This is a genomic window from Enterobacter sp. RHBSTW-00994, assembly GCF_013782625.1.
Lineage (GTDB): Bacteria > Pseudomonadota > Gammaproteobacteria > Enterobacterales > Enterobacteriaceae > Enterobacter.
Genome location: NZ_CP056199.1, coordinates 3,157,534 through 3,182,636, shown reverse-complemented (window position 1 = coordinate 3,182,636; position 25,103 = coordinate 3,157,534). Strand labels below are relative to the sequence as shown.

Here is a 25,103-nt window from a genome sequence, read left to right as displayed (position 1 = left end):
ACCGGGGGATGTGCTATGCATGAAAATGAATACATAGTAACGATAGGCTCGGCCAATATGGATGTTGCCGGGTATTCGCATGCCTCACTCAATTATGCGGATTCAAACCCAGGCAAGATAAAATTTACTCCAGGGGGTGTTGGACGGAATATTTCACATAATCTGGCGCTTCTGGGTAAAAACTCCTGGCTACTGACGGCAGTCGGCAATGATTCATATGGTCAATCATTGTTGGCGCAAACTCGCCAATCCGGTGTGCATGTGGATAAGAGCTTACTGGTCTCTGGAGAGAACACATCCTGTTATTTATCGTTACTCGATAATACCGGTGAGATGCTGGTAGCGATTAATGATATGACTATCTCAGAACATATTTCAGTGGCGTTTTTATCCCGGCATGCTGAGTTTATTCGTGGGGCAGCCGCCATTGTCGCAGACTGCAATATCAGTGAAGATGCACTGACCTGGATACTTGAAAATGCAGGACGTGCTCCCGTATTTGTTGACCCCGTTTCCGCCTGGAAGTGCATCAAAATTCGTGAACAGCTTAGCAAAATCCATACCCTGAAACCTAATCGTCTGGAAGCTGAAACACTCAGTGGTATCGCACTTTCCAGCCGGGAGGATGTCGGGAAAGTTGCCGCCTGGTTCCATGAAAATGGGCTAACCCGTCTGGTGTTGAGTATGGGAGGCGATGGCGTCTATTACAGCAACATCGATGGCGAGAGCGGCTGGTCATTACCGATTCAAACCCGCGTGATTAATGTGACCGGAGCCGGGGACGCCATGATGGCCGGGCTTGTTTCCTGCTGGGTTGACGGCGTGTCTTTTATCGATTCTGTTCGATTTGCACAAGGTTGTTCATCAATGGCGCTTGCCTGTGAATATACCAATAATCCTGATTTATCTGTTACGAATGTGACCTCGTTAGTGGAGAAAACCGAATGTCTGAATTAAATCTGAGTTCTGAGTTATTACAGGTTTCACCAGAAGTACAGGAAGCACTAAAACACAATAAGCCGATTGTTGCGCTGGAATCCACGATTATTTCTCACGGAATGCCTTTTCCGCAAAATGCGCAGACGGCGATTGAGGTTGAGCAAACCATTCGTAATCATGGTGCGGTCCCAGCGACGATCGCTATTATTGGCGGCGTAATGAAAGTCGGCCTGAGTAAAGAGGAAATTGAATTACTTGGACGTGAAGGCCACAGTGTAACGAAAGTCAGTCGCCGGGATTTACCATTCGTTGTGGCGGCAAAGAAAAATGGCGCAACCACCGTGGCTTCAACCATGATTATTGCCGCTCTTGCGGGGATTCATGTTTTTGCAACCGGCGGTATTGGTGGTGTTCATCGTGGAGCAGAACAGACATTTGATATTTCAGCCGACCTTCAGGAACTGGCACATACCAATGTCACCGTCGTTTGTGCGGGGGCGAAATCTATTCTCGACCTGGGATTAACCACAGAATATTTAGAAACCTTCGGCGTGCCATTAATTGGTTATCAGACAAAAGCGCTCCCGGCATTTTTCTGCCGTACCAGTCCGTTTGAGGTGAGTATTCGCCTGGATACCCCAGAAGAGATCGCTCGCGCAATGGCGGTGAAATGGCAAACCGGTCTCAACGGTGGTCTGGTGGTCGCCAACCCTATTCCGGAACAGTTTGCGATGGCGGAAGGGAAAATCAATGCAGCTATCGATCAGGCGGTGAAGGAAGCGGAAGAACAGGGGGTGGTGGGCAAAGAAAGTACGCCGTTCCTGCTGGCTCGTGTCGCTGAGCTCACTGGCGGCGATAGCCTGAAGTCCAATATCCAACTGGTGTTCAACAACGCGATACTGGCCTGCGAGATTGCGAAGGAATATCAACGCCTCTCCTGACAGCACTTTTCGGGCAGAAAGCGGTCGCCCACGAATATCAAACATACTAAAACCTGGCGTTTGCGCCGGGTTTCCTGGCATGAAGGGAAAACCATTATGGACATGATGAGAAGTGTGGTGGGTATGGCGGTATTACTGGCAATCGCTTACCTGCTGTCAGTCAATAAAAAACGGATCAGTCTTCGGACTGTGGGGGCAGCACTGATATTACAAATAGCCATTGGCGGAATTATGCTCTATTTCCCGCCTGGGAAATGGCTGGTTGAACAGGCTGCACTGGGGGTTCATAAGGTGATGTCCTACAGTGATGCGGGGAGTGCATTTATCTTTGGCTCGTTGGTTGGGCCAAAGATGGATGTGCTGTTTGATGGCGCGGGATTCATCTTCGCTTTCCGTGTATTGCCTGCCATCATCTTTGTTACTGCGTTGATCAGTTTGCTCTATTACATTGGCGTGATGGGCCTGCTTATCCGCATTCTTGGCGGCATTTTTCAGAAAGCGCTCAACATCAGTAAAATCGAGTCATTTGTTGCCGTAACGACGATTTTTCTCGGTCAAAATGAGATCCCGGCAATTGTGAAGCCGTTTATTGAGCGTCTTAACCGCAATGAACTGTTCACCGCAATTTGCAGTGGGATGGCTTCCATTGCAGGGTCAATGATGATCGGTTATGCCGGAATGGGTGTCCCAATTGATTACTTACTGGCAGCATCACTGATGGCCATTCCGGGCGGTATTCTGTTTGCGCGTTTGTTAAGCCCGGCAACGGAAGAGTCAAAAGTCACCTTTGAAAACCTGTCATTCACCGACACCCCACCCAAAAGCATCATTGAAGCGGCAGCGACAGGGGCGATGACCGGACTGAAAATCGCCGCGGGTGTGGCCACGGTCGTCATGGCTTTTGTCGCCATCATTGCACTGATCAACGGGATTATTGGCGGCGTTGGTGGTTGGTTCGGTTTTGGTCATGCGACGCTGGAAGGGATCTTCGGCTATGTACTGGCTCCCCTCGCCTGGATCATGGGGGTGGACTGGAGTGATGCGACGCTTGCCGGAAGCCTGATTGGGCAAAAACTGGCAATTAACGAGTTCGTAGCCTATCTCAGTTTTTCACCGTATCTGCAAACGGCCGGAATGCTGGATGGTAAAACGATCGCCATTATCTCTTTTGCTCTCTGCGGTTTCGCAAACTTTGGCTCCATTGGGGTCGTGGTTGGCGCGTTTTCTGCCATTGCACCGAAGCGTGCGCCGGAAATCGCTCAACTGGGCATGCGGGCGCTGGCAGCAGCAACGCTCTCTAACCTGATGAGCGCCACCATTGCCGGGTTCTTTATCGGTTTGTCACAATAAATGTGACCGGATGATCCCATGGGCGGGTCATCCGGTACTTTGTTCAGGCTTGTGTCGTTTGTAACAGATACAGCGCGTTATCAGCAGAAAGGGTTGGGTTGTTAATACTGACGCTGGCACGGGATAACGCAGCGCAGGCCATCGCGAAGTTCGCACTGTCTCGAAAATCGCTCCCTTCCAGGAAACTGTAGATCAATCCCGCCATAAAACCGTCATCGGCTCCGAAGCTGTCAACGACCGTATGGGGCGGAGGTGAGAGCAGGAACTGTTCACCATTCTTCCGGCTGCAAAAGACCGATTCATCTTTCAGGCACACAAAAATGTGCTCGACGCCTTGCTGGTGCAGCGCGTTAACGGCTTCTGTCATCTCTGCATCGGTGTGAATAGGCTGTCCCCAGAGGATCTCCAGCTCTTTTTGTGTCGGTTTAAGCGTGTGGATTCGGGAATACCAGGTTTTCATTTTCGCGGCTTTGAATTCAGACACGGTATCGATAAAGACCGGGATATCATCCGCAATGGTAAAGACCCACTCAATGGCTTCGGGTGTGAGGTTACAGTCTGCCAGCACGATACCCGCGTGACGAATCAAATCCCGGGAGCTGTCCAGCAACTGCGGCGTTAGCTTTTGCAGGATGTGCGTATCGTTGATCGCGAGTACCGTTTCTTCCTGTTGATTGGCGATAGAGAGATAGGTCGACGTATTGTGCCCGTGCAGACGAATGCAACTGGATATGTTCACGCCAGCCTGGCGTGTCTGCTCCAGCAGCGTTTCACCGTAAAAATCGCTGCCAACGGCTGAGATTAAATGCACATCACGCCCCAGCAGCGCCAGGTTGTGTGCGATATTTCGTCCCACGCCACCGGCTGAACAGTGGATGCTGCCTGGGTTAGAGGCGGCCTGCGGATAGTGAATATCTGCGACACCGCGAATATCCATGTTGATAGCTCCGACCACCACACAGTATTCCTGCTCAGTAAGGATATAGCCCTTACCTTTGATCATCCCTTTGCGCATCAAATCCATGATATGCGCGGCAACACGAGAACGGCTGATCTGCAAAATATCGGCGATTTCATGTTGCTGAATAAGTGGATTACGACGCAGGATCTTGAGTATCTGCTTCTCTCTGTCGTTCATTATTACGCAACCGCCTTTTCAATCTGTTGCGCCTTTAGCCAGGCAATTTCTTCTGCCCAGATATCCGGATTCACGGTTTCGAGCACCATCGGAATGCCGTCAAAACGGTCGTCCTGCATGATAAAGCGGAAAGCATCGTGGCCGATATTGCCTTCGCCCAGGCTGTGGTGGCGGTCAACCCGGCTACCAAAGGCACTTTTGGCATCGTTTAAGTGCATTCCACGCAGGTAGTTGAAACCGACAATGCGATCAAATTCGGCAAAGGTTTTTTTGCACTCGTCGAGCGTGCGCAGGTCGTACCCGGCGGCAAAGGCATGACAAGTGTCAATACAGACGCCGACGCGAGATTTATCTTCAACACCGTCAATAATGGCGGCCAGGTGTTCGAATTTGAACCCAAGATTGCTGCCTTGTCCGGCCGTGTTTTCAATGACTGCCGTCACGCCTTTGGTTTGGGCAAGGGCGATATTGAGCGACTCCGCAATACGCGCCAGACAGGCGTCTTCGTCAATCTGCATCAGATGACTTCCCGGATGGAAGTTCAGCAGCGTCAGCCCCAGTTGTTCACAGCGCTGCAGTTCATCAAGAAAAGCTTCGCGTGATTTTTCCAGAGCGTCTTCAACCGGATGACCGAGGTTAATCAGATAGCTGTCATGGGGGAGGATCTGACCAGGCCCAAAATGGTATTTCTCGCAGGCCGCTTTGAAATCGTCGATGGTTTCAGTGGTGAGGGGGGCGGCACGCCACTGGCGCTGGTTTTTGGTAAACAGGGCGAAAGCGGTCGCCTCGATTTCGGCGGCGCGAATGGCGGCATTCGCAAGGCCACCAGCAGCACTCACGTGCGCTCCAACATATTTCATAAAGGGACTCCTGTTAACCCGAAATGCTTATGATAGCGGGTTAACAGGAGAAGGATGTAGTGGTTTATGCCATCAGGCTATGAACGGCCAGGTTGATTGCCCCCCCGCCTACGATGAGCCAGATGAAAAGCACCAGCGCCATCAGCAGTGGTTTCGCACCTGCTTTTTTTAGTGCACTGACATGGGTCGTGACTCCAAGAGCCGCCATCGCCATTGCCAGAAGGATGGTATCCAGTGTCACCAGCATATCCACTACATATTTTGGCAACAGGTGGAAGGAGTTAAATATCGCCACCACAATGAACAGAATGGCAAACCACGGAATGGTGATTTTACTCTTCTGGTTACTGCCCACTGGGGCGAGTTGCTTAACACGAGCCGCCAGAATAATCAGGAACGGTGCAAGCATCATGACGCGCAGCATTTTGGCAATCACGGCGGCATTTTCAGCATCAGGGTTAATGGCGTGGCCGGCAGCAACCACCTGCGCGACTTCATGCATCGTCGAGCCAATATAGATGCCGTAAGTTTCCGGGCTAAACCAGTGAGCAACCAGCGGATACATCGCCGGGTAAAGGAAAATGGCCAGCGTGCCGAAAATCACTACCGTCGCGACCGCAACAGTCACTTTGCTGGATTCTGCTTTGACCACGGGCTCGGTTGCCAGTACTGCCGCTGCACCGCAAATACTGCTCCCCGCGCCAATTAACCAGCTGGTTTGTTTATCCAGCCCGAATACTTTCTGACCGATAAAACAGGCCAGTAAAAAGGTACTGGTCAGTGTCAGGACATCAATGGCAATTCCGCTGACGCCAACATCGGCTATCTGGGCGAAGGTAAGGCGAAAGCCGTAAAGAATGATGCCCAGCCGCAGCAGGTGTTGCTTGGCGAATATCACGCCGCCGTCGCAGGATTTCCATATATGCGGGTAAACCGTATTCCCGACAACCATGCCGAGCAAAATAGCCAGCGTCAGGGCACTGAAACCTGCGCCCGCTACGGCAGGAATGCTGCCGCCCCATAATGCTACGCCAGTGACAACGGCACTGAGCGCAAGACCCGGCACGAAGTGCCACAATGTACGATGATTCTGTAGGGTGAGTTCTGTCATAACCTTCTCCTTTCTCTGGATAAAAGGTTACGGTGCTCTGGCTTAAAAATAAAATTGATTATATATTTATAATTAATCTTTATAAGTGGTAAGCAACCATGCACATTACATTGCGTCAGCTTGAAGTCTTTGCTGAAGTGCTGAAAAGCGGTTCAACAACGCAGGCCTCACAGATGCTGGCTCTGTCTCAGTCAGCGGTTAGCGCCGCGTTGACCGATCTCGAAGGCCAACTGGGAGTTCAGCTTTTTGACAGGGTAGGGAAGCGACTGGTCGTTAATGAGCATGGCCGCCTGTTGTATCCGCGCGCGCTGGCGCTACTGGAGCAGGCGACAGAAATAGAACAACTGTTCCGCGAAGATAACGGCGCGATCCGTGTCTATGCCAGCAGTACGATTGGCAACTACATCCTGCCGGAGGTGATTGCTCGTTATCGCCGGGATTTCCCGACCTTGCCGCTGGAGATGAGCGTAGGTAACAGTCAGGATGTTATTACTGCCGTTATCGATTTTCGGGTTGATATTGGTCTCATTGAAGGCCCATGCCATAACGTCGATATTATTGCTGAACCCTGGCTTGAAGATGAACTGGTGGTCTTTGCCTCTCCGGCATCTTCTCTTCGACAGGGGGAAGTCACGCTGGAAAGGCTGGCGCAGGCGCAGTGGATTTTGCGTGAACATGGTTCCGGTACGCGAGAAATTGTCGATTACCTGCTGCTGTCGCATTTGCCGCAATTCCAGTTGGGAATGGAACTGGGTAATTCTGAAGCAATCAAGCATGCCGTGCGTCATGGCCTCGGGATCAGCTGTCTGTCCCGGCGGGTCATTGCCGAGCAATTAGCGTCCGGTACGCTGGTCGAAATTCCGGTTCCGCTACCAAAACTGGTCCGTACGCTGTGGTGTATCCATCATCGACAAAAGCATCTTTCCAACTCCCTGCAACGTTTCCTGCGTTACTGCGAGATCTAAATGATTCCGTTGCGCGCTTCTCTGCGGGGAAGGCGCGGCGACCAGATTCATGCTTTGCTTATAATTCCAGGCCAGTCATGAAGCTCTCTTATAACAGCGCATTTCTGCCAGAAGGAATGCGTATCGTCTGCTACAATCTCGCCTCGTTTTTTGAATGGACAGCATTTTCACATGGTTTCAGAAATTAAAACCACAGAAGCGCCCACGCTACGTCGTGAACTCAAGGCGCGTCACCTGACGATGATCGCGATTGGCGGATCCATCGGCACAGGTCTTTTTGTTGCCTCTGGGGCGACAATTTCTGCTGCGGGCCCGGGTGGGGCACTCTTTTCTTATATTCTGATTGGCCTGATGGTGTACTTCCTGATGACCAGTCTCGGTGAACTGGCAGCCTATATGCCTGTTTCCGGTTCTTTCTCAACGTATGGCCAGAAGTATGTCGAAGAAGGCTTCGGCTTCGCGCTCGGCTGGAACTACTGGTACAACTGGGCTGTGACCATCGCCGTTGACCTCGTGGCATCGCAGCTGGTGATGACCTGGTGGTTCCCGGATACGCCAGGCTGGATCTGGAGTGCAATCTTCCTCTGTGTGATCTTCTTGCTCAACTACATCTCTGTGCGCGGCTTTGGTGAGGCAGAATACTGGTTCTCACTGATCAAAGTGGCTACCGTCATCATCTTTATTGTGGTGGGCGTGGCGATGATCGTTGGCATCTTCAAAGGTGCGGAACCTGCTGGCTGGAGCAACTGGGGTATTGGCGATGCGCCGTTTGCCGGTGGCTTCTCGGCCATGATTGGTGTGGCGATGATTGTCGGTTTCTCCTTCCAGGGGACGGAACTGATTGGTATCGCGGCGGGTGAATCTGAAGATCCTGAGAAGAATATCCCCCGCGCAGTACGCCAGGTGTTTTGGCGAATTTTGCTGTTCTATGTGTTTGCCATTCTGATTATCAGCCTGATCATTCCCTACACGGATCCTAGCCTGCTGCGTAACGATGTGAAAGACATCAGCGTTAGCCCGTTCACGCTGGTGTTCCAGCACGCAGGCCTGCTTTCCGCCGCTGCGGTGATGAATGCGGTGATCCTGACGGCCGTACTGTCTGCGGGTAACTCCGGTATGTACGCGTCGACCCGTATGCTCTACACCCTGGCGTGCGATGGGAAAGCCCCGCGTATTTTCGCCAAACTGTCTCGTGGCGGTGTACCGCGTAATGCACTGTATGCCACGACGGTGATTGCCGGTCTGTGCTTCCTGACGTCAATGTTCGGTAACCAGACGGTTTATCTGTGGCTGCTTAATACCTCGGGTATGACGGGCTTTATTGCCTGGCTGGGTATTGCCATTAGCCATTATCGCTTCCGTCGTGGCTACGTTATGCAGGGCCATGATCTGAACAATCTGCCGTACCGCTCCGGGTTCTTCCCGCTGGGGCCGATTTTCGCCTTCGTGCTGTGCCTGATTATTACCCTGGGACAGAACTATGAAGCTTTCCTTGCGGACACTATTGACTGGGGCGCTGTCACGGCAACCTACATTGGTATTCCGCTGTTCCTGATTATCTGGTTTGGCTACAAACTGACAAAAGGAACCCAATTCGTTCGCTACAGTGAAATGGAATTTCCGGAACGATTTAAAAAATAATGCACTTCCTCTCTCTTAACCCGCTCATTTGAGCGGGTTTTTTTATCTCCATATTATGTAAATTTGACATGATTCCTAACAATTAAATTGATAATGGTTATCGTTTGCTTTATCGTTACGCCGTAATCAAAAAGGATGAAGGACTCGGTATCACCCCCTTTATCAGGGCAGTGATATTGCTGCCACACCTGCAAATAAAGAGATGATCGACCTGCCAAAGATGCAGGCGGTATATACGGCACTGTGAGCAATAATTATTTGATTTAGTTGTTTTTACCTCATGGAGATATGGAATGTTTAGGTTGAATCCCTTCGTCAGGGGAGGACTTTGTGCGTCCGCAATGTCCCTGGCACTGCCTGTCATCGCAGCAGAATCCGGCGACACGATGGTCGTGACGGCATCGGCGACCGAGCAAAACCTGAAAGACGCACCGGCCAGTATCAGCGTGATCACCCAGGAAGATTTGCAACGCAAACCCGTTCAGAATCTCAAAGATGTGTTACAGGACGTTCCAGGCGTGCAGCTCACGAACGAAGGTGACAACCGTAAAGGCGTTAGCATCCGTGGCCTCGACAGCAGCTATACGCTGATCCTGGTGGATGGCAAACGCGTTAACTCCCGCAATGCTGTTTTCCGTCATAACGACTTCGATCTTAACTGGGTCCCGGTGGATGCAATTGAACGCATCGAAGTGGTTCGCGGGCCAATGTCCTCACTGTATGGCTCAGATGCACTGGGCGGCGTGGTTAACATTATTACCAAGAAAATTGGTCAAAAATGGACCGGTACGCTGACGGCAGACACGACTATTCAGGAACATCGCGATCGCGGTGATACCTACAACGGCCAGTTTTATACCAGCGGTCCGCTGGTCGATGGCGTACTGGGGCTGAAAGCTTTTGGTAGCCTGTCTAAACGTGAAAAAGACGAACAACAGAAATCTGCAACTTCCGCAACCGGCGAAACGCCACGTATCGAAGGCTTTACCAGCCGTGATGCCAACGTTGAGTTCGCCTGGACGCCGAGTGAAAACCATGATTTCACAGCAGGTTACGGCTTTGACCGCCAGGATCGCGATTCAGACTCTCTCGACCAAAATCGCCTGGAGCGCCAGAACTACTCCCTGAGCCATAATGGCCGTTGGGATGTGGGTAACAGCGAGCTGAAATTCTACGGCGAGAAAGTGGATAATAAGAACCCGGGCAACAGCAGTGCGATCACCTCTGAAAGCAATGCCATAGACGGAAAATTCGTGCTGCCGCTGAGCCCGATTAACCAGATGTTTACCTTCGGTGGTGAATGGCGTCACGACAAGCTCAGCGATCCGGTTAACCTGACGGGTGGCTCCAGCAGCAAAACCTCTGCAAGCCAGTACGCTCTCTTCATTGAAGATGAATGGCGTATTTTTGAGCCGCTGGCGTTGACCACTGGCGTGCGAATGGACGATCACGAAACGTATGGCGACCACTGGAGTCCGCGTGCGTATCTGGTCTATAACGCCACCGACACCGTGACGGTGAAGGGCGGCTGGGCGACGGCCTTTAAAGCGCCATCGCTGTTGCAGTTAAGCCCTGACTGGACAACCGGTTCCTGCCGTGGTGCATGTGAAATTGTCGGTAGCCCGGATCTGAAACCTGAAACCAGTGAAAGCTTCGAACTGGGTCTTTACTATGCCGGGGAAGAGGGCTGGTTAGAAGGCGTTCAGGCCAGTATCACCACCTTCCAGAATGATGTGGATGACCGTATTAGCATCAGCCGCACGGCAAATGTGAAGCAGGCAAAAAGCTACCCGAACTATGTGGGGCTTAACGCCGACGGGGAGCCTATTTTCCGTTATTACAACGTCAACAAGGCCCGTATTCGTGGTGTCGAGACGGAACTGAAATTCCCGCTGGCTGAAGACTGGAAAATGACGCTGAATTACACCTACAACGATGGGCGTGATATCAGTAATGGTGATAACAAGCCACTGTCTGAGCTTCCGTTCCATACCGCGAATGGCACGGTTGACTGGCAGGCGACGCAAGACTGGTCATTCTACGTGCAGGGTAACTACACCGGTGAAAAACGTGCCATCACTGATGGCGCGGCGACACCGGGAGGGTATGTTGTGTGGAATACTGGTGGCGCGTGGCAGGCAACGAAAAACGTTAAGCTTCGCGCGGGTGTCCAGAACCTGCTGGATAAAGATCTCAGCCGTGACGACTACAGCTATACGGAAGATGGCCGTCGTTACTTTATGGCGGTGGATTACCAGTTCTGATGTAAAGATGCCCGGTCAGCACTGTGCGACCGGGCAGCGGTGCGCTTATTTACTTCAACAGATGCTCCGCATGGAAGCGGAGATGATCTTCAATAAACGATGCGATGAAATAATAGCTGTGATCGTAGCCTGGCTGAATGCGTAACGTGAGCGGCCAGTCTTTCTGGCGTGCTGCTTCTGCAAGCACGGCAGGTTGTAACTGTCCCGCGAGGAACTGATCGGCATCGCCTTGATCGATAAGCACAGGAAGGGCATTTTCCGACGGGCTTGCCAGCATTAATGCACAACTGTCCCATTCCTGCCATTTTTCCGCATCATCACCCAGATAATTCGTGAACGCTTTTTGCCCCCACGGCACGTGAGCCGGGTTCACTATTGGCGCAAACGCTGACACGCTGGTGAATTTTCCAGGGTTTTTCAGCGCCAGGATCAACGCCCCATGTCCCCCCATTGAGTGACCGCTTATCGCACAACGTTCGCTCACGTCAAACTCACGCTGAATCAGCGCAGGTAATTCATCGCGGATGTAATCGTACATCCGGTAGTGGCTTGCCCAGGGTTGCTCGGTGGCATTCACATAGAAACCAGCACCTTTACCCAGGTCGTATCCGGCATCGTCTGCCACCCCGTCGCCGCGCGGGCTGGTATCCGGCATGACCAGGGCAATTCCCAACTCTGTGGCAACTCGCTGCGCGCCTGCTTTGGTCGTGAAATTTTCGTCATTACAGGTTAAACCGGAAAGCCAGAACAGAACGGGAGGTTTCACGCCTTCATCTGTTGGTGGCAGAAAAATGCTGAACGTCATGGCGCAGTTCAGCACGGTGGAGTCGTGCCGCCAGCGCTGCTGTCGACCTTCAAAACAACGGTGCTCTTCGAGCAGTTCCATGCAAGGCTCCTTGTACGAATTGATCTTCATTAAAGCCATAATACAGCGTTTTCATTTACCTGTGAGCAACTTTCACTTTCGCTCTGTGGCACTATACGGCATCATAAATTTACTTATTTTTAACAATTGGAGTGGCCATGGCGCTGCGTATTGCGCTCAGCGGGTTTGTCGTTCTGGTCGTGGTGATGGGGATCGGTCGTTTTGCCTTTACACCTCAGGTTCCACTGATGATTGCGGCCGGACAACTCACTTTAACCAGCGCCGGGTTGGTGGCCGCGATGAACTATTTGGGGTATCTGGTGGGCGCATGGGACGCGATGCGTGCGCACCGTTTCGTTGAAACCCGGCTGTACGTCGGGATTTTCGGCGCGGTAGCGCTCACGCTGCTCTCTGCTCTTGCGGATAACGCCATTATTCATGGTCTGATTCGCTTTGTGATTGGCTGCATGAGCGGCTGGTCCATGGTGCTGATTGCGGCCTGGACAAATGAACGGCTTGGACAACTGGGCAAACCTGGTCTCAGTGCGGCGGTATTTGCAGGCCCTGGAGCGGGCATCGCCCTGAGCGGGTTTCTGGCGGTTTATATCCAGTCGCGAGCGCTCTCTGCCGGCGCAGCCTGGCAAATTTATGGGGTGCTGGCGCTGGTTTTAATTGTCCTGGTGGCGCGTTACCTTCCGCGTACGGGGCAGCTACACCGACCGGAAACCGCACCTGAACCCCTCATCCTCACGGTCGATTTACGGCGTCTGGTCTGGAGTTATAGTCTGGCCGGGTTCGGTTATATCCTTCCGGCGACGTTTTTATCACAAATGGCCGCAGCGCGTTTTCCGGGCAGTCTGTTCGCACAATTTGTCTGGCCGCTTTTTGGTGCAGCCGCGGTGGTGGGGATTGCGCTCAGTATTGCGCTTCGGCATACCTCATCATCCAATCGCCGGCTGGCTATTGTCTTGTGGTTGCAGGGTGTCGGTGTACTGGCTGCCTGGCTGTTGCCGGGTCTCAGCGGTCTGTTAGCGGGTGGGTTGCTGGTGGGCGGCGGATTTTTATGTGCCGTTCAGCTCTCCTTACTCTATGGCCGTGAACTGGCTCCAGAGTACACACGCTATATGGCGGGATTGCTCACTACAGGCTACGCAATCGGGCAGCTCATTGGCCCCGTCACGTCAGCCCTATCCACCTGGTTTACGCACCGGCTTGAGCCTGCGTTGGGGCTTGCGGGCGTTGCGTTGTTTGTTGGAGGGGCATTAGTCTGGAACCGACAAACCGAAAGGTAACAACAATTGCAATAATTATCGTCGTGAATACTGGATTATGTGTGCTACCTCACGCACAATGAGCGCACACTTTTGCCACAACGAGGGCAAAAGACAGTCACACCTGCAGGAGACAAGAATGCCATCACTCAGTAAAGAAGCTGCCCTGGTCCATGAAGCCCTGGTGGCGCGCGGTCTCGAAACACCACTGCGTCCGCCAGTCAATGAAATTGACAATGAAACACGCAAGCGTCTGATTTCCGGGCATATGACCGAGATCATGCAACTGCTGAATCTCGATCTGAGCGATGACAGCTTGATGGAGACTCCGCACCGCATCGCCAAAATGTATGTTGACGAGATCTTCTCTGGTCTTGATTACGCTAACTTCCCGAAAATTACCGTTATCGAAAATAAGATGAAGGTCGATGAAATGGTGACGGTACGCGATATCACGCTGACCAGCACTTGCGAGCATCACTTTGTCACCATCGATGGCAAAGCGACCGTCGCCTACATCCCGAAAGAGACGGTGATTGGTTTGTCCAAGATTAACCGTATCGTCCAGTTCTTTGCCCAGCGTCCGCAGGTGCAGGAGCGTCTGACGCAGCAGATCCTGACAGCGCTGCAAACATTGTTAGGAACGAACAACGTGGCAGTGTCCATCGACGCGGTTCATTATTGTGTGAAAGCGCGCGGCGTTCGTGATGCCACCAGTGCGACCACCACGACCTCACTGGGCGGTCTGTTTAAATCAAGCCAGAACACCCGCCAGGAGTTCCTGCGCGCCGTGCGTCACCACAACTAATACACAGGGCAGGGTACATGGAGCGAAACGTCACGCTCGATTTTGTTCGCGGCGTCGCCATTCTCGGTATCCTGCTGCTAAATATCAGCGCCTTTGGCCTGCCGAAGGCTGCCTATCTTAATCCTGCGTGGTATGGCGACATTACCCGTCGTGATGCCTGGACCTGGGCTGTGCTCGATCTCTTCGCGCAGGTTAAATTCCTCACTCTCTTCGCCCTCTTGTTTGGCGCGGGTCTGCAAATGCTGCTTAAACGTGGCAAACGCTGGATCCAGTCGCGTCTGACGCTGTTGGTTATTCTCGGTTTTATCCACGGGTTGTTTTTCTGGGATGGCGACATTTTGCTGGCCTATGGGCTGGTGGGATTGATCTGCTGGCGAATGATCCGCGACGCCCACAATGTGAAAAGCCTGTTTAACACTGGCGTGATGTTGTATTTGATGGGCATTGCCGTTTTGCTTCTGCTGGGGATGATTTCAGGTGGAGCAACCAATCGTTCGTGGATCCCGGATGCGGCTAATCTCCAGTACGAGCAATTCTGGAAGTTCAAAGGGGGTGCAGAAGCGATCGGTAATCGCGCGGATATGCTGGGTGATAACCTCCTCGCGTTGGGTGCGCAGTATGGCTGGCAATTGGCGGGAATGATGTTGATGGGGGCTGCGTTGATGCGCACGGGTTGGCTGAAGGGCGAATTCAGTCTCCGGCATTACCGTTGGACAGGTGCAGGACTGGTTTTACTCGGTGTCCTGATCAATCTGCCTGCGATCGTGACGCAATGGTACATTCACTGGGACTATCGGTGGTGTGCATTTCTGCTTCAGGTTCCGCGTGAGCTGGGTGCACCGTTTCAGACTATCGGCTACGCGGCGTTGATTTATGGCTTCTGGCCGCAACTGTGTCGCTCCAGACTCGTGAGTGCAGTGGCGTGCGTGGGACGGATGGCGCTAAGCAATTACATTCTGCAAACGCTCATTTGCACGACACTGTTTTATCGTTTTGGCCTGTTTATGAAGTTCGACCGTCTTGGGCTACTGGCGTTTGTTATTCCGGTCTGGGCAGTCAATGTGGCGTTTTCCGTTATCTGGCTGCGCTATTTCCGCCAGGGGCCACTGGAGTGGGTATGGCGACAATTAACCATACATGCTTCAGGTGTATCATTGAGTAATACATCCAGATAACGATCTGGATCACAATCATTAACAAAACGGATGTAACCGTTTTCATCAGTGTGACCTTCTTCACGTAGTCCCCTCTCTCTCGCTGCCAAAATAGCCACCTTGCTAAACACAGGGGGTGTCTGTGAGTTGCTGCAATCCTTTGAAGGATGGTGAACATGATCACCATTCGTGACGTCGCCCGCCAGGCGGGCGTTTCTGTTGCTACTGTCTCCCGCGTGCTGAACAACAGCGCGCTGGTTAGCCCTGAAACCCGTGAAACAGTGATGAAAGCCGTCACGCAACTGGGATACCGACCTAACGCCAATGCGCAGGCATTAGCTACTCAGGTGAGCGACACCATTGGCGTGGTGGTAATGGACGTATCGGATGCCTTTTTTGGTGCGCTGGTGAAGGCTGTCGATGTTGTTGCCCAGCAGCATCAAAAATATGTCTTGATCGGTAACAGCTATCATGAGGCTGAAAAAGAGCGTCATGCCATTGAAGTACTGATTCGTCAACGCTGTAACGCTCTGATTGTTCACTCAAAAGCGTTAAGTGATGAAGAGCTGGCCGGGTTTATGGAACAGATCCCAGGTATGGTATTGATCAACCGAATCGTCCCTGGCTATGCCCATCGTTGTGTTGGGTTGGACAACGTGAGTGGTGCGATGATGGCAACACGCATGCTCATTAATAATGGTCATCAGCGTATCGGTTATCTGGCTTCCAGCCACTCTATTGAAGACGAAGATATGCGTCGTGAAGGGTGGCAAAATGCGTTGAAAGAGCACGGCATTGTGCCCCTTGAGAGCTGGGTTGGCACGGGGACGCCGGATATGCAAGGGGGAGAAGCGGCAATGGTCGAGTTGCTTGGTCGAAATCTCCAGCTTTCGGCGGTCTTTACCTATAACGATAACATGGCCGCAGGCGCGCTAACGGCGTTGAAAGACAATGGGATTGCTGTGCCACAGCATCTGTCGTTGATTGGTTTTGACGATATCCCGATTGCCCGTTACACCGATCCGCAACTGACTACAGTGAGATACCCCATTGCCTCGATGGCGAAACTGGCAACAGAGCTGGCGTTACAGGGCGCAGCAGGGCTGCAGGATCCTAACGCAACACACTGTTTCATGCCGACTTTAGTACGACGTCACTCAGTTTCTATTCGGCAAATTGTGGCTCCGATCACTAACTGATTACATAGGGTGATGTAACCGTTTTCAATCTGTGAGTAAATTCACAGTATCTTAACAATGCGCTGACTATGATGTCAGCGTTTTAGGAGCTGAAACGCTATGTAACGGTGATTAATCACTTTCACTATAGCCAGGCAGCCACAAACAACCAATAAAACGCATTTCTGGAGCGTTACCGAACACGGAAGATAGAAATTTTATAAGTGAACTTCGGCTGACAGAAACGTTTTATTAACATCTGCCCGCCGACCGTTATTCACAAGAACTACCCTGCATAAAAAAACCGGAGATACCATGAATAAGAAGGTGTTGACTCTGTCTGCTGTTATGGCAAGCATGCTTTTTGGTGCAGCAGCGCACGCTGCGGAAACCCGTATTGGTGTGACTATCTATAAATACGACGACAACTTCATGTCTGTTGTGCGTAAAGCTATCGAGAAAGATGCTAAGGCAGCGCCAGACGTTCAGCTGCTGATGAACGACTCCCAGAACGACCAGTCCAAACAAAACGATCAGATCGACGTTTTGCTGGCGAAAGGTGTGAAAGCACTGGCTATCAACCTGGTTGACCCGGCTGCGGCAGGTACGGTAATCGAGAAAGCGCGTGGGCAGAATGTGCCAATTGTGTTCTTCAACAAAGAACCTTCTCGCAAAGCGCTGGACAGCTACGACAAAGCCTTCTATGTGGGTACTGATTCCAAAGAATCCGGTATTATCCAGGGCGATCTGATTGCCAAACACTGGGCCGCTAACCCGAACTGGGATCTGAATAAAGATGGTCAGATTCAGTTTGTTCTGCTGAAAGGTGAACCAGGCCATCCGGATGCTGAAGCACGTACCACCTACGTGATCAAAGAGCTGAATGATAAAGGTTTGAAAACGCAGCAACTGGCGTTAGATACCGCAATGTGGGATACCGCTCAGGCAAAAGATAAGATGGATGCATGGTTGTCTGGCCCGAATGCGAACAAAATCGAAGTGGTTATCGCCAACAACGATGCGATGGCAATGGGTGCGGTTGAAGCGCTGAAAGCGCACAACAAATCCTCCATTCCGGTATTTGGTGTGGATGCATTACCAGAAGCACTGGCACTGGTTAAATCTGGCGCGATGGCCGGTACGGTGCTGAACGATGCCAACAACCAGGCAAAAGCAAGCTTCGATCTGGCTAAAAACCTGGCTGAAGGTAAAGGTGCGGCTGATGGCACTAACTGGAAAATCGAAAATAAAATCGTTCGCGTACCTTATGTGGGCGTAGACCAGTCAAACCTGGCTGAGTTTATCGGTAAATAAGTGATTTGAAATGTCTCCACTGGGCGCAATTCGTTGCGCCCTTTTATAACGCGATATGCGAGGCCAACAAGGTATAATTATGGTCAGCACAAATACTCAGTCGTCCGGTGAATTCTTGTTAGAAATGAGTGGTGTCAACAAGTCTTTTCCCGGCGTTAAGGCACTCGATAATGTGAATTTAAACGTCCGCCCGCATTCCATTCATGCATTAATGGGTGAGAACGGCGCAGGTAAATCAACATTATTAAAATGTCTTTTTGGGATCTATCAAAAAGATTCTGGCAGTATTCTTTTTCAGGGGAAAGAGATCGATTTCCATTCAGCTAAAGAAGCACTGGAAAATGGTATCTCAATGGTTCATCAGGAATTGAACCTGGTACTGCAACGTTCGGTAATGGACAATATGTGGTTGGGGCGATATCCAACCAAAGGTGTATTTGTCGATCAGGATAAAATGTATCGCGACACCAAAGCCATTTTCGATGAGCTGGATATTGATATTGATCCGCGTGCACGCGTAGGAACATTATCTGTTTCCCAAATGCAGATGATCGAAATTGCGAAAGCCTTCTCCTATGATGCCAAAATCGTCATCATGGATGAGCCGACATCATCATTGACGGAAAAAGAGGTTAACCACCTTTTCACTATTATCCGTAAATTGAAAGATCGCGGCTGCGGTATTGTTTATATCTCGCATAAAATGGAAGAGATCTTCCAGTTGTGTGATGAAATCACGATTTTGCGTGACGGTCAGTGGATTGCCACTCAGCCTCTGGAAGGGCTGGATATGGATAAGATCATCGCCATGATGGTTGGCCGTTCACTGAACCAGCGTTTCCCGGACAGAGAAAACAAACCCGGTGAAGTGATCCTTGAGGTGCGCAACCTGACATCCCTGCGCCAGCCCTCGATTCGCGATATCTCTTTCGACCTGCATAAAGGCGAAATTCTGGGGATCGCCGGACTGGTTGGGGCAAAACGTACGGATATCGTGGAAACATTGTTTGGTATCCGTGAGAAATCCGGTGGGACGATCACGCTGCACGGTAAACAGATTAACAACCATAATGCCAACGAGGCCATTAATCATGGTTTTGCGCTGGTGACCGAAGAGCGTCGCTCAACGGGTATTTATGCTTATCTGGATATTAACTTTAACTCGTTAATTTCTAATATTCGCAACTACAAAAGTAAAATTGGCCTGTTGGATAATTCGCGTATGAAGAGTGATACCCAGTGGGTTATTGACTCGATGCGGGTTAAAACACCGGGTCACCGTACTCAAATCGGTTCACTTTCTGGTGGTAACCAGCAGAAAGTTATTATCGGTCGTTGGTTATTAACCCAGCCAGAAATTCTCATGCTGGACGAGCCTACCCGTGGTATCGATGTTGGTGCAAAATTTGAAATTTATCAGTTGATCGCTGAACTGGCTAAAAAGAATAAAGGGATTATTATTATTTCTTCCGAAATGCCGGAATTGTTAGGGATCACAGACCGTATTCTGGTTATGAGCAATGGTCTCGTTGCCGGTATTGTTGACACCAAAACGACAACGCAAAATGAAATTTTGCGTCTTGCGTCTTTGCACCTTTAAGATCAGGGGCTCCTTATGAGTGCGTTAAATAAAAAAAGTTTTCTCACTTATCTGAAAGACGGCGGTATTTACGTTGTTCTTTTAGTGTTGCTGGCCATTATTATTATCCAGGACCCCACGTTCTTAAGTTTACTGAACTTAAGTAACATTCTGACGCAGTCCTCCGTGCGTATTATCATCGCATTAGGTGTTGCGGGACTTATCGTCACACAGGGTACTGACCTGTCAGCAGGACGTCAGGTGGGATTGGCGGCTGTTGTGGCGGCAACCCTGCTACAGTCGATGGAAAACGCCAACAAGGTCTTCCCAGAAATGGCTACCATGCCGATTATCCTGGTGGTCTTGATCGTGTGTGCTGTTGGCGCAGTAATTGGTCTTATTAACGGTATTATCATCGCTTACCTGAATGTTACGCCGTTTATTACCACACTGGGCACGATGATTATCGTTTACGGTATCAACTCCCTTTACTATGACTTCGTGGGTGCATCTCCGATTTCAGGTTTCGACAGTGGCTTCTCGACCTTTACGCAGGGCTTTGTCGCGCTGGGCAGCTTCCGCTTGTCTTACATCACCTTCTACGCGTTGATTGCGGTAGGCTTTGTCTGGATCCTGTGGAACAAAACCCGCTTCGGTAAAAACATCTTTGCTATCGGTGGCAACCCGGAAGCGGCGAAAGTCTCTGGTGTTAACGTTGCGCTGAACCTGTTGATGATTTATGCCTTGTCTGGCGTGTTTTACGCATTCGGTGGGATGCTGGAGGCGGGCCGTATAGGCTCTGCAACCAACAACCTTGGGTTCATGTACGAACTGGATGCGATTGCAGCGTGTGTGGTCGGCGGGGTTTCCTTTAGCGGTGGCGTAGGAACGGTTATCGGTGTGGTAACAGGTGTCATCATCTTTACCGTTATCAACTACGGTCTGACCTACATCGGTGTGAACCCTTACTGGCAGTACATCATTAAAGGGGCGATCATCATCTTCGCCGTAGCGCTGGATTCTCTGAAATACGCGCGCAAGAAATAATCTCTGCTTGCCTTATCAGGCCCGCTCATTGAGCGGGCTGTTTTATTTTTAACGTACCAGAGCAGATTCCTGCTCGGTGACAATGCTTTCAAACCACGCCAGCTCAGATAACTTACAGGCAATCCATTGCTGCGAGAATGCCTCTCCCAGGCTCGCAGTGAGATACTCACTCTGCGCAAACTGCTCAATGGCCTGATGCTGAAACAAAGGCAGAACGGGTTCGGCCTGTTGAGGTTCAGATAAGTCGCGCTCGTCAACGTTCTCCAGTCCATACAGCATGCCGGTAAGCGCCGTCGCTACCACCAGATAAGGATTTGCATCCGCACCCGCGAGGCGATATTCAATGCGTCGGTTACCTTCATCAGAACATGGGATACGGAGTGCCGCTGAGCGGTTGTTGTATCCCCAGGAGTTGAATAGCGGCTCATTCAGATTTTTGCGCAGACGGCGAAAGGCGTTAACACCGGGGGCAAGAATGGCGACAGAAGCAGGCATGAGCGCCAACTGACCAGCAAGACACAGACGCACCATGCTGTTCAGGTCATCCGCTGGCGAGGCAAAGACGTTCTCCCTGTGAAGATCGTTCAGGCTGAAATGGAAATGCAGGCCGCTGCCGGATTGATGGCTGTAAGGTTTTGCCATAAAGGTTGCCTGGAGACCCTGTTTCTCCGCGACGAAGCGGGTCAGGCGGCGCAGGGCGAGTATGTTATCGCAAATCTCAACGACACGGTGGCTGTGTTTCAGGTTGAGTTCAAACTGGCACGGTTCGGCTTCGGCTACAATCCCGGTGAGCGGAATACGTTGTATTTGAGCAAGTTGCTCCAGTTCGTCGAAAAGTGCCGCATGGCTTGTCGAGGCGTCCATATGAAAACAACCCTGACCACGTTCATCTTCAGGATGTTGACTGGTCAGGTAGAATTCGATTTCAGGGGCGACAACCGGATACAGTCCATGTTGATGAAAGCGAGCCAGTACATTCTGCAAAATAACCCGTGGCTCAAGCTGACAGGGCTGATTTTCGTTCTCTTGCATGGTCAACATGATTTGCGCGGTATGGTGAGGGTCAAGAGGTGAGGGGTGAAGCGTACCCGCAACGGGTAAACAGAGTCTGTCGGGTTCATCCTGAAGCGTGAGACAGGCCGACTGTGGGGCAATTTTCCCTTTTTGATCCATGGAATAGACGGAGAGCGGAAAGTAGCAACCCTTTTCAAGAGTGAGCAGGTTTTCAACGGCCAGGCGTTTCCCGCGCATTGTGCCATTGATATCGTTGAGATAAACGTCCACATGTTTCGTCTGCGGATAGCGACTGAGATAGTCCTTTACATCTGATTGAAGAGGGGGAGTTAATACGTCGATTTTTTCATCAAGGTAGAGGCCTGAATTTAGCGCAGTGGGCACAGATGGCCCCGGAAAGTTAAAGTATGGGCGGATATTTTTCAGGAAAAAAGCATTCATAATGGAGTTCATATTCTTTTTTCAATGAGGCCGTTATGGCGATGAACTCAGCTTAAAAGGGGGGGGATAAAGAGGAGGTAAAAAGAGAACCCGCAAGCGTAAAGAAAGTCTAAATGCGGGATTATTTTTTCATTTTCTTTTGCACATCCAGCAGTTGCTCTGGTGTTACAGCCGGATAACCTTGTGCATCTTCAGGGACTTCGTGCATCGCCGGGATAGGGACCAGTGGCCCTAAAAAGCGCGGCTCGCGTTTAAAAAGATAGAGGTCGGCCAGTGCGCCAAAGCGCGCACCAAATTCCCGCACACGAACGCTGAGCATATCTTTTGGTGACGGTACGGCGTAACACTGCGCCTGAATACCCATATGCAACGCAATAAACAATGCACGTTCGCAATGAAAGCGCTGGGTAATGATGATGAAGTCGTTGGTATCAAACACTTTACGGGTACGTACGATGGAATCCAGCGTACGGAAGCCCGCGTAATCGAGCACGATGTCCGCCGGGTCAACGCCCCCCGCAATCAGATCTTTACGCATCGTCACCGGTTCGTTATAGCTTTGCAGTGCGTTATCGCCGCTCAACAGCAGGTAATTCACTTTGCCACTGTTGTACGCATTGAGTGCACCCTGAATTCGGTAGCGGTAATACTGATTGATAACGCCAGTGCGGTAGTATTTGGCTGTGCCGAGGACGACGCCCACCTGGCGATACGGTAAATCTTGCAGATCATCGAAGATATAAGGGGCGGTTTTCCAGCTCATCCAGCGGTCAAGGCCAAGCGCAGTCAACAGCAGTATGCCGACCAGGACAGACAGGCTGTAAAACACACGCTTTAACATGAAAATGACTCTTTCCGTGGCTGAAATTTCACTCAGGCTACTTTACCCGCCTGGTTAGCGCAAGAAACAGCGGTTTAATTGGGGGGATTTTCGCCAGATGCGCGGGCATTGCTGCCCGCACAGGAGGATTATGCAAGCAGGATGCGGTCGGTTGTTGAGCAGCCCAGCGCTTTCAGCGTAGCGGCGGTGGCATCCCACTGAATCAGTGGTGCGTCCGCTTTTTCGGCCAGAATGGCACGCTGAATATCAGGGTAGTCGTAACCGTTCAGGCTCAGCAGGTTCAGCGCGCCCTGAAGTGGGGGTAACGTTGGGTTAAACGCGGCATTTTCCGCGTAACTGCCACTGAAGATTCGACCATCACGGCACTGCAGCGCAACGCCGCTCGGTGATTTGCTGTACGGGGTATGGCTTTTATTGGCGGCTGTAATAGCCGCTTTGCTCAGCGCATCACCGGAGAGGGCGTAGCCATGATCCTGCTCGTCCATCAGCAGTGTTTTAATGTCGAGATCTTTCGGACCAAAGGCGTCGGGCAGGTAATCGCCCAGCGTATGCGGCGCACGGCCTGGCAGATTAATCCGCAACTGCAGACCACTGTTCAGCTCGTTCATAAACTGACGGCAGTGACCACAAGGGGTGTAGTTTACGGTGATGGCGCTCAGGGCTTTTTCGCCGCGAAGCCAGGCGTGGCTGATAGCGCTCTGCTCTGCATGAACGGTCTGTTGCATGGTTGCACCAAGGAACTCCATGTTCCCACCGAAGTACCACGTCCCACTCACACCACGCGCAATAGCGCCAACGTTGAAGTGGGAGAGATCGGCGCGTGCGCAGGCAGCAGCCAGCGGCAGCAGTGCAAAAGCCAGCGCGTCTTCGTCCAGTCCCGTTGCTTGTTTAAGCGTCGTGACCTGCTCAGCCGTTAGCAGGGCGGGGAAATGCTCATCCGCCAGAACCGGGGCCAGGGCTGATTGCAAATTCTCTGCCAGCTGGGCGAAAGCAGCTTGAAAACGTGGGTGCATGGCGTTGCCTCATAAAGGTTAATGGATCGGTAGTGTACGGAGCCGGTGGGGCTTTATATGTGATCCACTTCTCATTATGTATGCAACTTATGAAAACAAAATGAAATTTGCGCGACGCATCGCAAATTTTAGCCCACAACCGCCAGAATAACCGGGAACAGGAATGGGGCAATCAGTGAGGTCATGATCCCACAAATGACCAGAGCCAGGGAGCTAAATGCGCCTTCCTGGTAATCCATCTCAGCGCATCGTGCAGTGCCCAGGGCATGTGATGCGGTTCCCATCGCCAGACCACGGGCAGCTTTGGTGTGAATCCGCATCGCATTCAATAATGTATGTCCGAAAACAGCGCCAAGAATACCGACGAATATTACGCACACGGCGCTAATAGCCGGAATGCCGCCGATGCTGCCGCCAACTGCCATGGCGATAGGGGTCGTTACGGATTTCGGTAAGATTGAGGCGGCAATCTGTGGCGAGGCCCCCATCAGCAAAGCTACCGATGTCCCGGTGATCATCGCGACCAGGCTGCCGAAGAAGCAGATGGTAATGATTGATTTCCAGCGGGCGCGGATCTGGTGTAGCTGCTCATATAAAGGAAAAGCGAGCGCAACGACGGCGGGTTGCAGCAGGTCGTTTAAAATTTTACTGCCAGCAAAGTAGCGTTCATAAGGGATCCCGGTGAGCAGCAAAAAAGGAATAATCACTACCATTGCCACCAGCAGGGGATTCAGTAATGGCATTTTAAAGCGTGCGGCAAGTTTACGCGCGGCGAAGAATACCACCAGAGTTAACGGTAGCGACCACCAGATATTAGCCATCATTGTTTTGCCCCTTTCTGCCCGACCACTTTACGTTCGCCATGCACCAGATGCGAACTCCAGCTCACCACCAGGAGGACGACCAGCGTACTCACGGTACAGGAGACCACAATGGGTCCGAACTGCGCTTTGAGCAAATCATAATATTGCATCACTCCAACGCCGATGGGGACGAACAGTAGCGCCATATAGCGAATGAGCACGAAGCAACCAGGGTTGACCCATTTTGCCGGCAGAATTTGCAGTGCCAGCAGAACAAACAGAATCAACATCCCGATAATGCTACCCGGGATGGTGATGGGCAGCAGCGAAGCGATGAAGATCCCGGCGTACAGACAGGCATAAATCAGGACGAATGCGCGCAGATATTGCCAGATAGTATTCAATGATTTACTCATGGTGAAAGTCCTTGATGAAACGCATTCATCATACAATTAAACCCAGAAATGTGCCACGGATCACAACATGAATTTTGAGCATACCAGACATTCCAGAATGGAACGTCGGGCATTTCCCCAAATGGACAGCGCTCCCGCGACATGAGAATA

Annotated in this window: 22 protein-coding genes; 13 read left to right on the top strand and 9 right to left on the bottom strand. The window is 51.4% G+C overall.

Features of this window, described 5'->3' with window-relative positions; all coding sequences use genetic code 11:
• The first annotated feature begins 15 nt into the window (after window positions 1-15).
• The 3 genes from HV346_RS15295 to HV346_RS15285 all read left to right on the top strand — a co-directional run bounded on the left by HV346_RS15295 (window position 16) and on the right by HV346_RS15285 (window position 3,230).
• The gene (locus HV346_RS15295) at window positions 16-957 is read left to right on the top strand and encodes a pseudouridine kinase (RefSeq protein ID WP_181620151.1); all 942 of its coding nucleotides are present in this window, start codon (window positions 16-18) and stop codon (window positions 955-957) included.
• Window positions 945-1,880 (top strand): pseudouridine-5'-phosphate glycosidase, encoded by a 936-nt coding sequence (locus HV346_RS15290; RefSeq protein WP_181620150.1) that lies wholly within the window; start codon window positions 945-947, stop codon window positions 1,878-1,880. Before HV346_RS15295 ends, HV346_RS15290 begins: the two co-directional genes overlap by 13 nt.
• A gap of 96 nt (window positions 1,881-1,976) precedes the next feature.
• Window positions 1,977-3,230, top strand: coding sequence for a NupC/NupG family nucleoside CNT transporter (locus HV346_RS15285; RefSeq protein WP_181620149.1), 1,254 nt, complete (start codon window positions 1,977-1,979; stop codon window positions 3,228-3,230).
• Between the two features lie 43 nt (window positions 3,231-3,273).
• Here the strand turns inward: HV346_RS15285 and HV346_RS15280 are convergent, their stop codons facing one another.
• The 3 genes from HV346_RS15280 to HV346_RS15270 all read right to left on the bottom strand — a co-directional run bounded on the left by HV346_RS15280 (window position 3,274) and on the right by HV346_RS15270 (window position 6,339).
• Entirely contained in the window at window positions 3,274-4,368 is a 1,095-nt protein-coding gene (locus tag HV346_RS15280) for a sugar kinase (RefSeq protein ID WP_181620148.1), read from the bottom strand.
• Between the two features lie 2 nt (window positions 4,369-4,370).
• The gene (gene nfo, locus HV346_RS15275; RefSeq protein ID WP_181620147.1) at window positions 4,371-5,228 is read right to left on the bottom strand and encodes a deoxyribonuclease IV; all 858 of its coding nucleotides are present in this window, start codon (window positions 5,226-5,228) and stop codon (window positions 4,371-4,373) included.
• Window positions 5,229-5,292: 64 nt separating this feature from the next.
• Window positions 5,293-6,339: a YeiH family protein gene (locus tag HV346_RS15270; RefSeq protein WP_181620146.1), complete on the bottom strand. Its 1,047-nt coding sequence runs from the start codon at window positions 6,337-6,339 to the stop codon at window positions 5,293-5,295.
• Window positions 6,340-6,437: 98 nt separating this feature from the next.
• On the opposite strand from HV346_RS15270, the gene yieE reads away from it, so the two are divergent.
• The 3 genes from yieE (at window position 6,438) to cirA (ending at window position 11,209) form a co-directional block, all read left to right on the top strand.
• Window positions 6,438-7,304, top strand: a complete 867-nt coding sequence (gene yieE, locus HV346_RS15265) for a DNA-binding transcriptional regulator YeiE (RefSeq protein WP_181620145.1) — start codon at window positions 6,438-6,440, stop codon at window positions 7,302-7,304.
• 171 nt (window positions 7,305-7,475) lie between these two features.
• Window positions 7,476-8,945, top strand: coding sequence for an amino acid permease (locus HV346_RS15260; protein WP_181620144.1), 1,470 nt, complete (start codon window positions 7,476-7,478; stop codon window positions 8,943-8,945).
• A 293-nt stretch (window positions 8,946-9,238) separates the two neighbouring features.
• Entirely contained in the window at window positions 9,239-11,209 is a 1,971-nt protein-coding gene (gene cirA / locus HV346_RS15255) for a catecholate siderophore receptor CirA (protein ID WP_181620143.1), read from the top strand.
• 49 nt (window positions 11,210-11,258) lie between these two features.
• On the opposite strand, the gene fghA is transcribed toward cirA, so the two are convergent.
• Window positions 11,259-12,095 (bottom strand): S-formylglutathione hydrolase, encoded by an 837-nt coding sequence (gene fghA, locus HV346_RS15250; protein ID WP_181620142.1) that lies wholly within the window; start codon window positions 12,093-12,095, stop codon window positions 11,259-11,261.
• A 137-nt stretch (window positions 12,096-12,232) separates the two neighbouring features.
• Between fghA and HV346_RS15245 the strand changes: the two genes are divergently transcribed.
• The 7 genes from HV346_RS15245 to mglC all read left to right on the top strand — a co-directional run bounded on the left by HV346_RS15245 (window position 12,233) and on the right by mglC (window position 20,425).
• Window positions 12,233-13,366 (top strand): YbfB/YjiJ family MFS transporter, encoded by a 1,134-nt coding sequence (locus HV346_RS15245; RefSeq protein ID WP_181620141.1) that lies wholly within the window; start codon window positions 12,233-12,235, stop codon window positions 13,364-13,366.
• Window positions 13,367-13,484: 118 nt separating this feature from the next.
• On the top strand, window positions 13,485-14,153 hold the full coding sequence (gene folE, locus HV346_RS15240) for a GTP cyclohydrolase I FolE (protein ID WP_181620140.1): 669 nt from the start codon (window positions 13,485-13,487) through the stop codon (window positions 14,151-14,153).
• 17 nt (window positions 14,154-14,170) lie between these two features.
• Window positions 14,171-15,328 (top strand): DUF418 domain-containing protein YeiB, encoded by a 1,158-nt coding sequence (gene yeiB / locus HV346_RS15235; RefSeq protein WP_181620139.1) that lies wholly within the window; start codon window positions 14,171-14,173, stop codon window positions 15,326-15,328.
• Between the two features lie 155 nt (window positions 15,329-15,483).
• Window positions 15,484-16,506: an HTH-type transcriptional regulator GalS gene (gene galS / locus HV346_RS15230; RefSeq protein ID WP_181620138.1), complete on the top strand. Its 1,023-nt coding sequence runs from the start codon at window positions 15,484-15,486 to the stop codon at window positions 16,504-16,506.
• Window positions 16,507-16,800: 294 nt separating this feature from the next.
• Window positions 16,801-17,799 carry a galactose/glucose ABC transporter substrate-binding protein MglB gene (gene mglB, locus HV346_RS15225; RefSeq protein ID WP_181620137.1) on the top strand — a complete coding sequence of 333 codons (999 nt, stop codon included), beginning with the start codon at window positions 16,801-16,803 and terminating at the stop codon, window positions 17,797-17,799.
• A gap of 79 nt (window positions 17,800-17,878) precedes the next feature.
• Window positions 17,879-19,399 carry a galactose/methyl galactoside ABC transporter ATP-binding protein MglA gene (gene mglA / locus HV346_RS15220; protein WP_181620136.1) on the top strand — a complete coding sequence of 507 codons (1,521 nt, stop codon included), beginning with the start codon at window positions 17,879-17,881 and terminating at the stop codon, window positions 19,397-19,399.
• A 15-nt stretch (window positions 19,400-19,414) separates the two neighbouring features.
• Window positions 19,415-20,425 carry a galactose/methyl galactoside ABC transporter permease MglC gene (gene mglC, locus HV346_RS15215; RefSeq protein ID WP_181620135.1) on the top strand — a complete coding sequence of 337 codons (1,011 nt, stop codon included), beginning with the start codon at window positions 19,415-19,417 and terminating at the stop codon, window positions 20,423-20,425.
• A gap of 48 nt (window positions 20,426-20,473) precedes the next feature.
• Here mglC and HV346_RS15210 read toward each other — a convergent pair whose 3' ends face one another.
• The 5 genes from HV346_RS15210 to HV346_RS15190 all read right to left on the bottom strand — a co-directional run bounded on the left by HV346_RS15210 (window position 20,474) and on the right by HV346_RS15190 (window position 24,953).
• Complete coding sequence (locus tag HV346_RS15210) at window positions 20,474-21,880, bottom strand: glutamine synthetase family protein (RefSeq protein ID WP_181620134.1); 1,407 nt, start codon at window positions 21,878-21,880, stop codon at window positions 20,474-20,476.
• A gap of 121 nt (window positions 21,881-22,001) precedes the next feature.
• Entirely contained in the window at window positions 22,002-22,721 is a 720-nt protein-coding gene (sanA, locus tag HV346_RS15205) for an outer membrane permeability protein SanA (RefSeq protein ID WP_181620133.1), read from the bottom strand.
• 128 nt (window positions 22,722-22,849) lie between these two features.
• On the bottom strand, window positions 22,850-23,734 hold the full coding sequence (gene cdd / locus HV346_RS15200; protein ID WP_181620132.1) for a cytidine deaminase: 885 nt from the start codon (window positions 23,732-23,734) through the stop codon (window positions 22,850-22,852).
• A gap of 128 nt (window positions 23,735-23,862) precedes the next feature.
• Window positions 23,863-24,558, bottom strand: a complete 696-nt coding sequence (locus tag HV346_RS15195; RefSeq protein ID WP_181620131.1) for a CidB/LrgB family autolysis modulator — start codon at window positions 24,556-24,558, stop codon at window positions 23,863-23,865.
• Window positions 24,555-24,953, bottom strand: coding sequence for a CidA/LrgA family protein (locus HV346_RS15190; protein ID WP_181620130.1), 399 nt, complete (start codon window positions 24,951-24,953; stop codon window positions 24,555-24,557). The genes HV346_RS15195 and HV346_RS15190 overlap by 4 nt, the downstream gene beginning before the upstream one ends.
• Window positions 24,954-25,103 lie beyond the last annotated feature (150 nt).

Excerpts from the sequence above, each read along its gene's own strand:
- HV346_RS15295 (WP_181620151.1), top strand. The coding sequence starts at position 16 with ATGCATGAAAATGAATACATAGTAACGATAGGCTCGGCCAATATGGAT.
- HV346_RS15290 (WP_181620150.1), top strand. The coding sequence starts at position 945 with ATGTCTGAATTAAATCTGAGTTCTGAGTTATTACAGGTTTCACCAGAA.
- HV346_RS15285 (WP_181620149.1), top strand. The coding sequence starts at position 1,977 with ATGGACATGATGAGAAGTGTGGTGGGTATGGCGGTATTACTGGCAATC.
- HV346_RS15280 (WP_181620148.1), bottom strand. The coding sequence starts at position 4,368 with ATGAACGACAGAGAGAAGCAGATACTCAAGATCCTGCGTCGTAATCCA.
- nfo (WP_181620147.1), bottom strand. The coding sequence starts at position 5,228 with ATGAAATATGTTGGAGCGCACGTGAGTGCTGCTGGTGGCCTTGCGAAT.
- HV346_RS15270 (WP_181620146.1), bottom strand. The coding sequence starts at position 6,339 with ATGACAGAACTCACCCTACAGAATCATCGTACATTGTGGCACTTCGTG.
- yieE (WP_181620145.1), top strand. The coding sequence starts at position 6,438 with ATGCACATTACATTGCGTCAGCTTGAAGTCTTTGCTGAAGTGCTGAAA.
- HV346_RS15260 (WP_181620144.1), top strand. The coding sequence starts at position 7,476 with ATGGTTTCAGAAATTAAAACCACAGAAGCGCCCACGCTACGTCGTGAA.
- cirA (WP_181620143.1), top strand. The coding sequence starts at position 9,239 with ATGTTTAGGTTGAATCCCTTCGTCAGGGGAGGACTTTGTGCGTCCGCA.
- fghA (WP_181620142.1), bottom strand. The coding sequence starts at position 12,095 with ATGGAACTGCTCGAAGAGCACCGTTGTTTTGAAGGTCGACAGCAGCGC.
- HV346_RS15245 (WP_181620141.1), top strand. The coding sequence starts at position 12,233 with ATGGCGCTGCGTATTGCGCTCAGCGGGTTTGTCGTTCTGGTCGTGGTG.
- folE (WP_181620140.1), top strand. The coding sequence starts at position 13,485 with ATGCCATCACTCAGTAAAGAAGCTGCCCTGGTCCATGAAGCCCTGGTG.
- yeiB (WP_181620139.1), top strand. The coding sequence starts at position 14,171 with ATGGAGCGAAACGTCACGCTCGATTTTGTTCGCGGCGTCGCCATTCTC.
- galS (WP_181620138.1), top strand. The coding sequence starts at position 15,484 with ATGATCACCATTCGTGACGTCGCCCGCCAGGCGGGCGTTTCTGTTGCT.
- mglB (WP_181620137.1), top strand. The coding sequence starts at position 16,801 with ATGAATAAGAAGGTGTTGACTCTGTCTGCTGTTATGGCAAGCATGCTT.
- mglA (WP_181620136.1), top strand. The coding sequence starts at position 17,879 with ATGGTCAGCACAAATACTCAGTCGTCCGGTGAATTCTTGTTAGAAATG.
- mglC (WP_181620135.1), top strand. The coding sequence starts at position 19,415 with ATGAGTGCGTTAAATAAAAAAAGTTTTCTCACTTATCTGAAAGACGGC.
- HV346_RS15210 (WP_181620134.1), bottom strand. The coding sequence starts at position 21,880 with ATGAATGCTTTTTTCCTGAAAAATATCCGCCCATACTTTAACTTTCCG.
- sanA (WP_181620133.1), bottom strand. The coding sequence starts at position 22,721 with ATGTTAAAGCGTGTGTTTTACAGCCTGTCTGTCCTGGTCGGCATACTG.
- cdd (WP_181620132.1), bottom strand. The coding sequence starts at position 23,734 with ATGCACCCACGTTTTCAAGCTGCTTTCGCCCAGCTGGCAGAGAATTTG.
- HV346_RS15195 (WP_181620131.1), bottom strand. The coding sequence starts at position 24,558 with ATGATGGCTAATATCTGGTGGTCGCTACCGTTAACTCTGGTGGTATTC.
- HV346_RS15190 (WP_181620130.1), bottom strand. The coding sequence starts at position 24,953 with ATGAGTAAATCATTGAATACTATCTGGCAATATCTGCGCGCATTCGTC.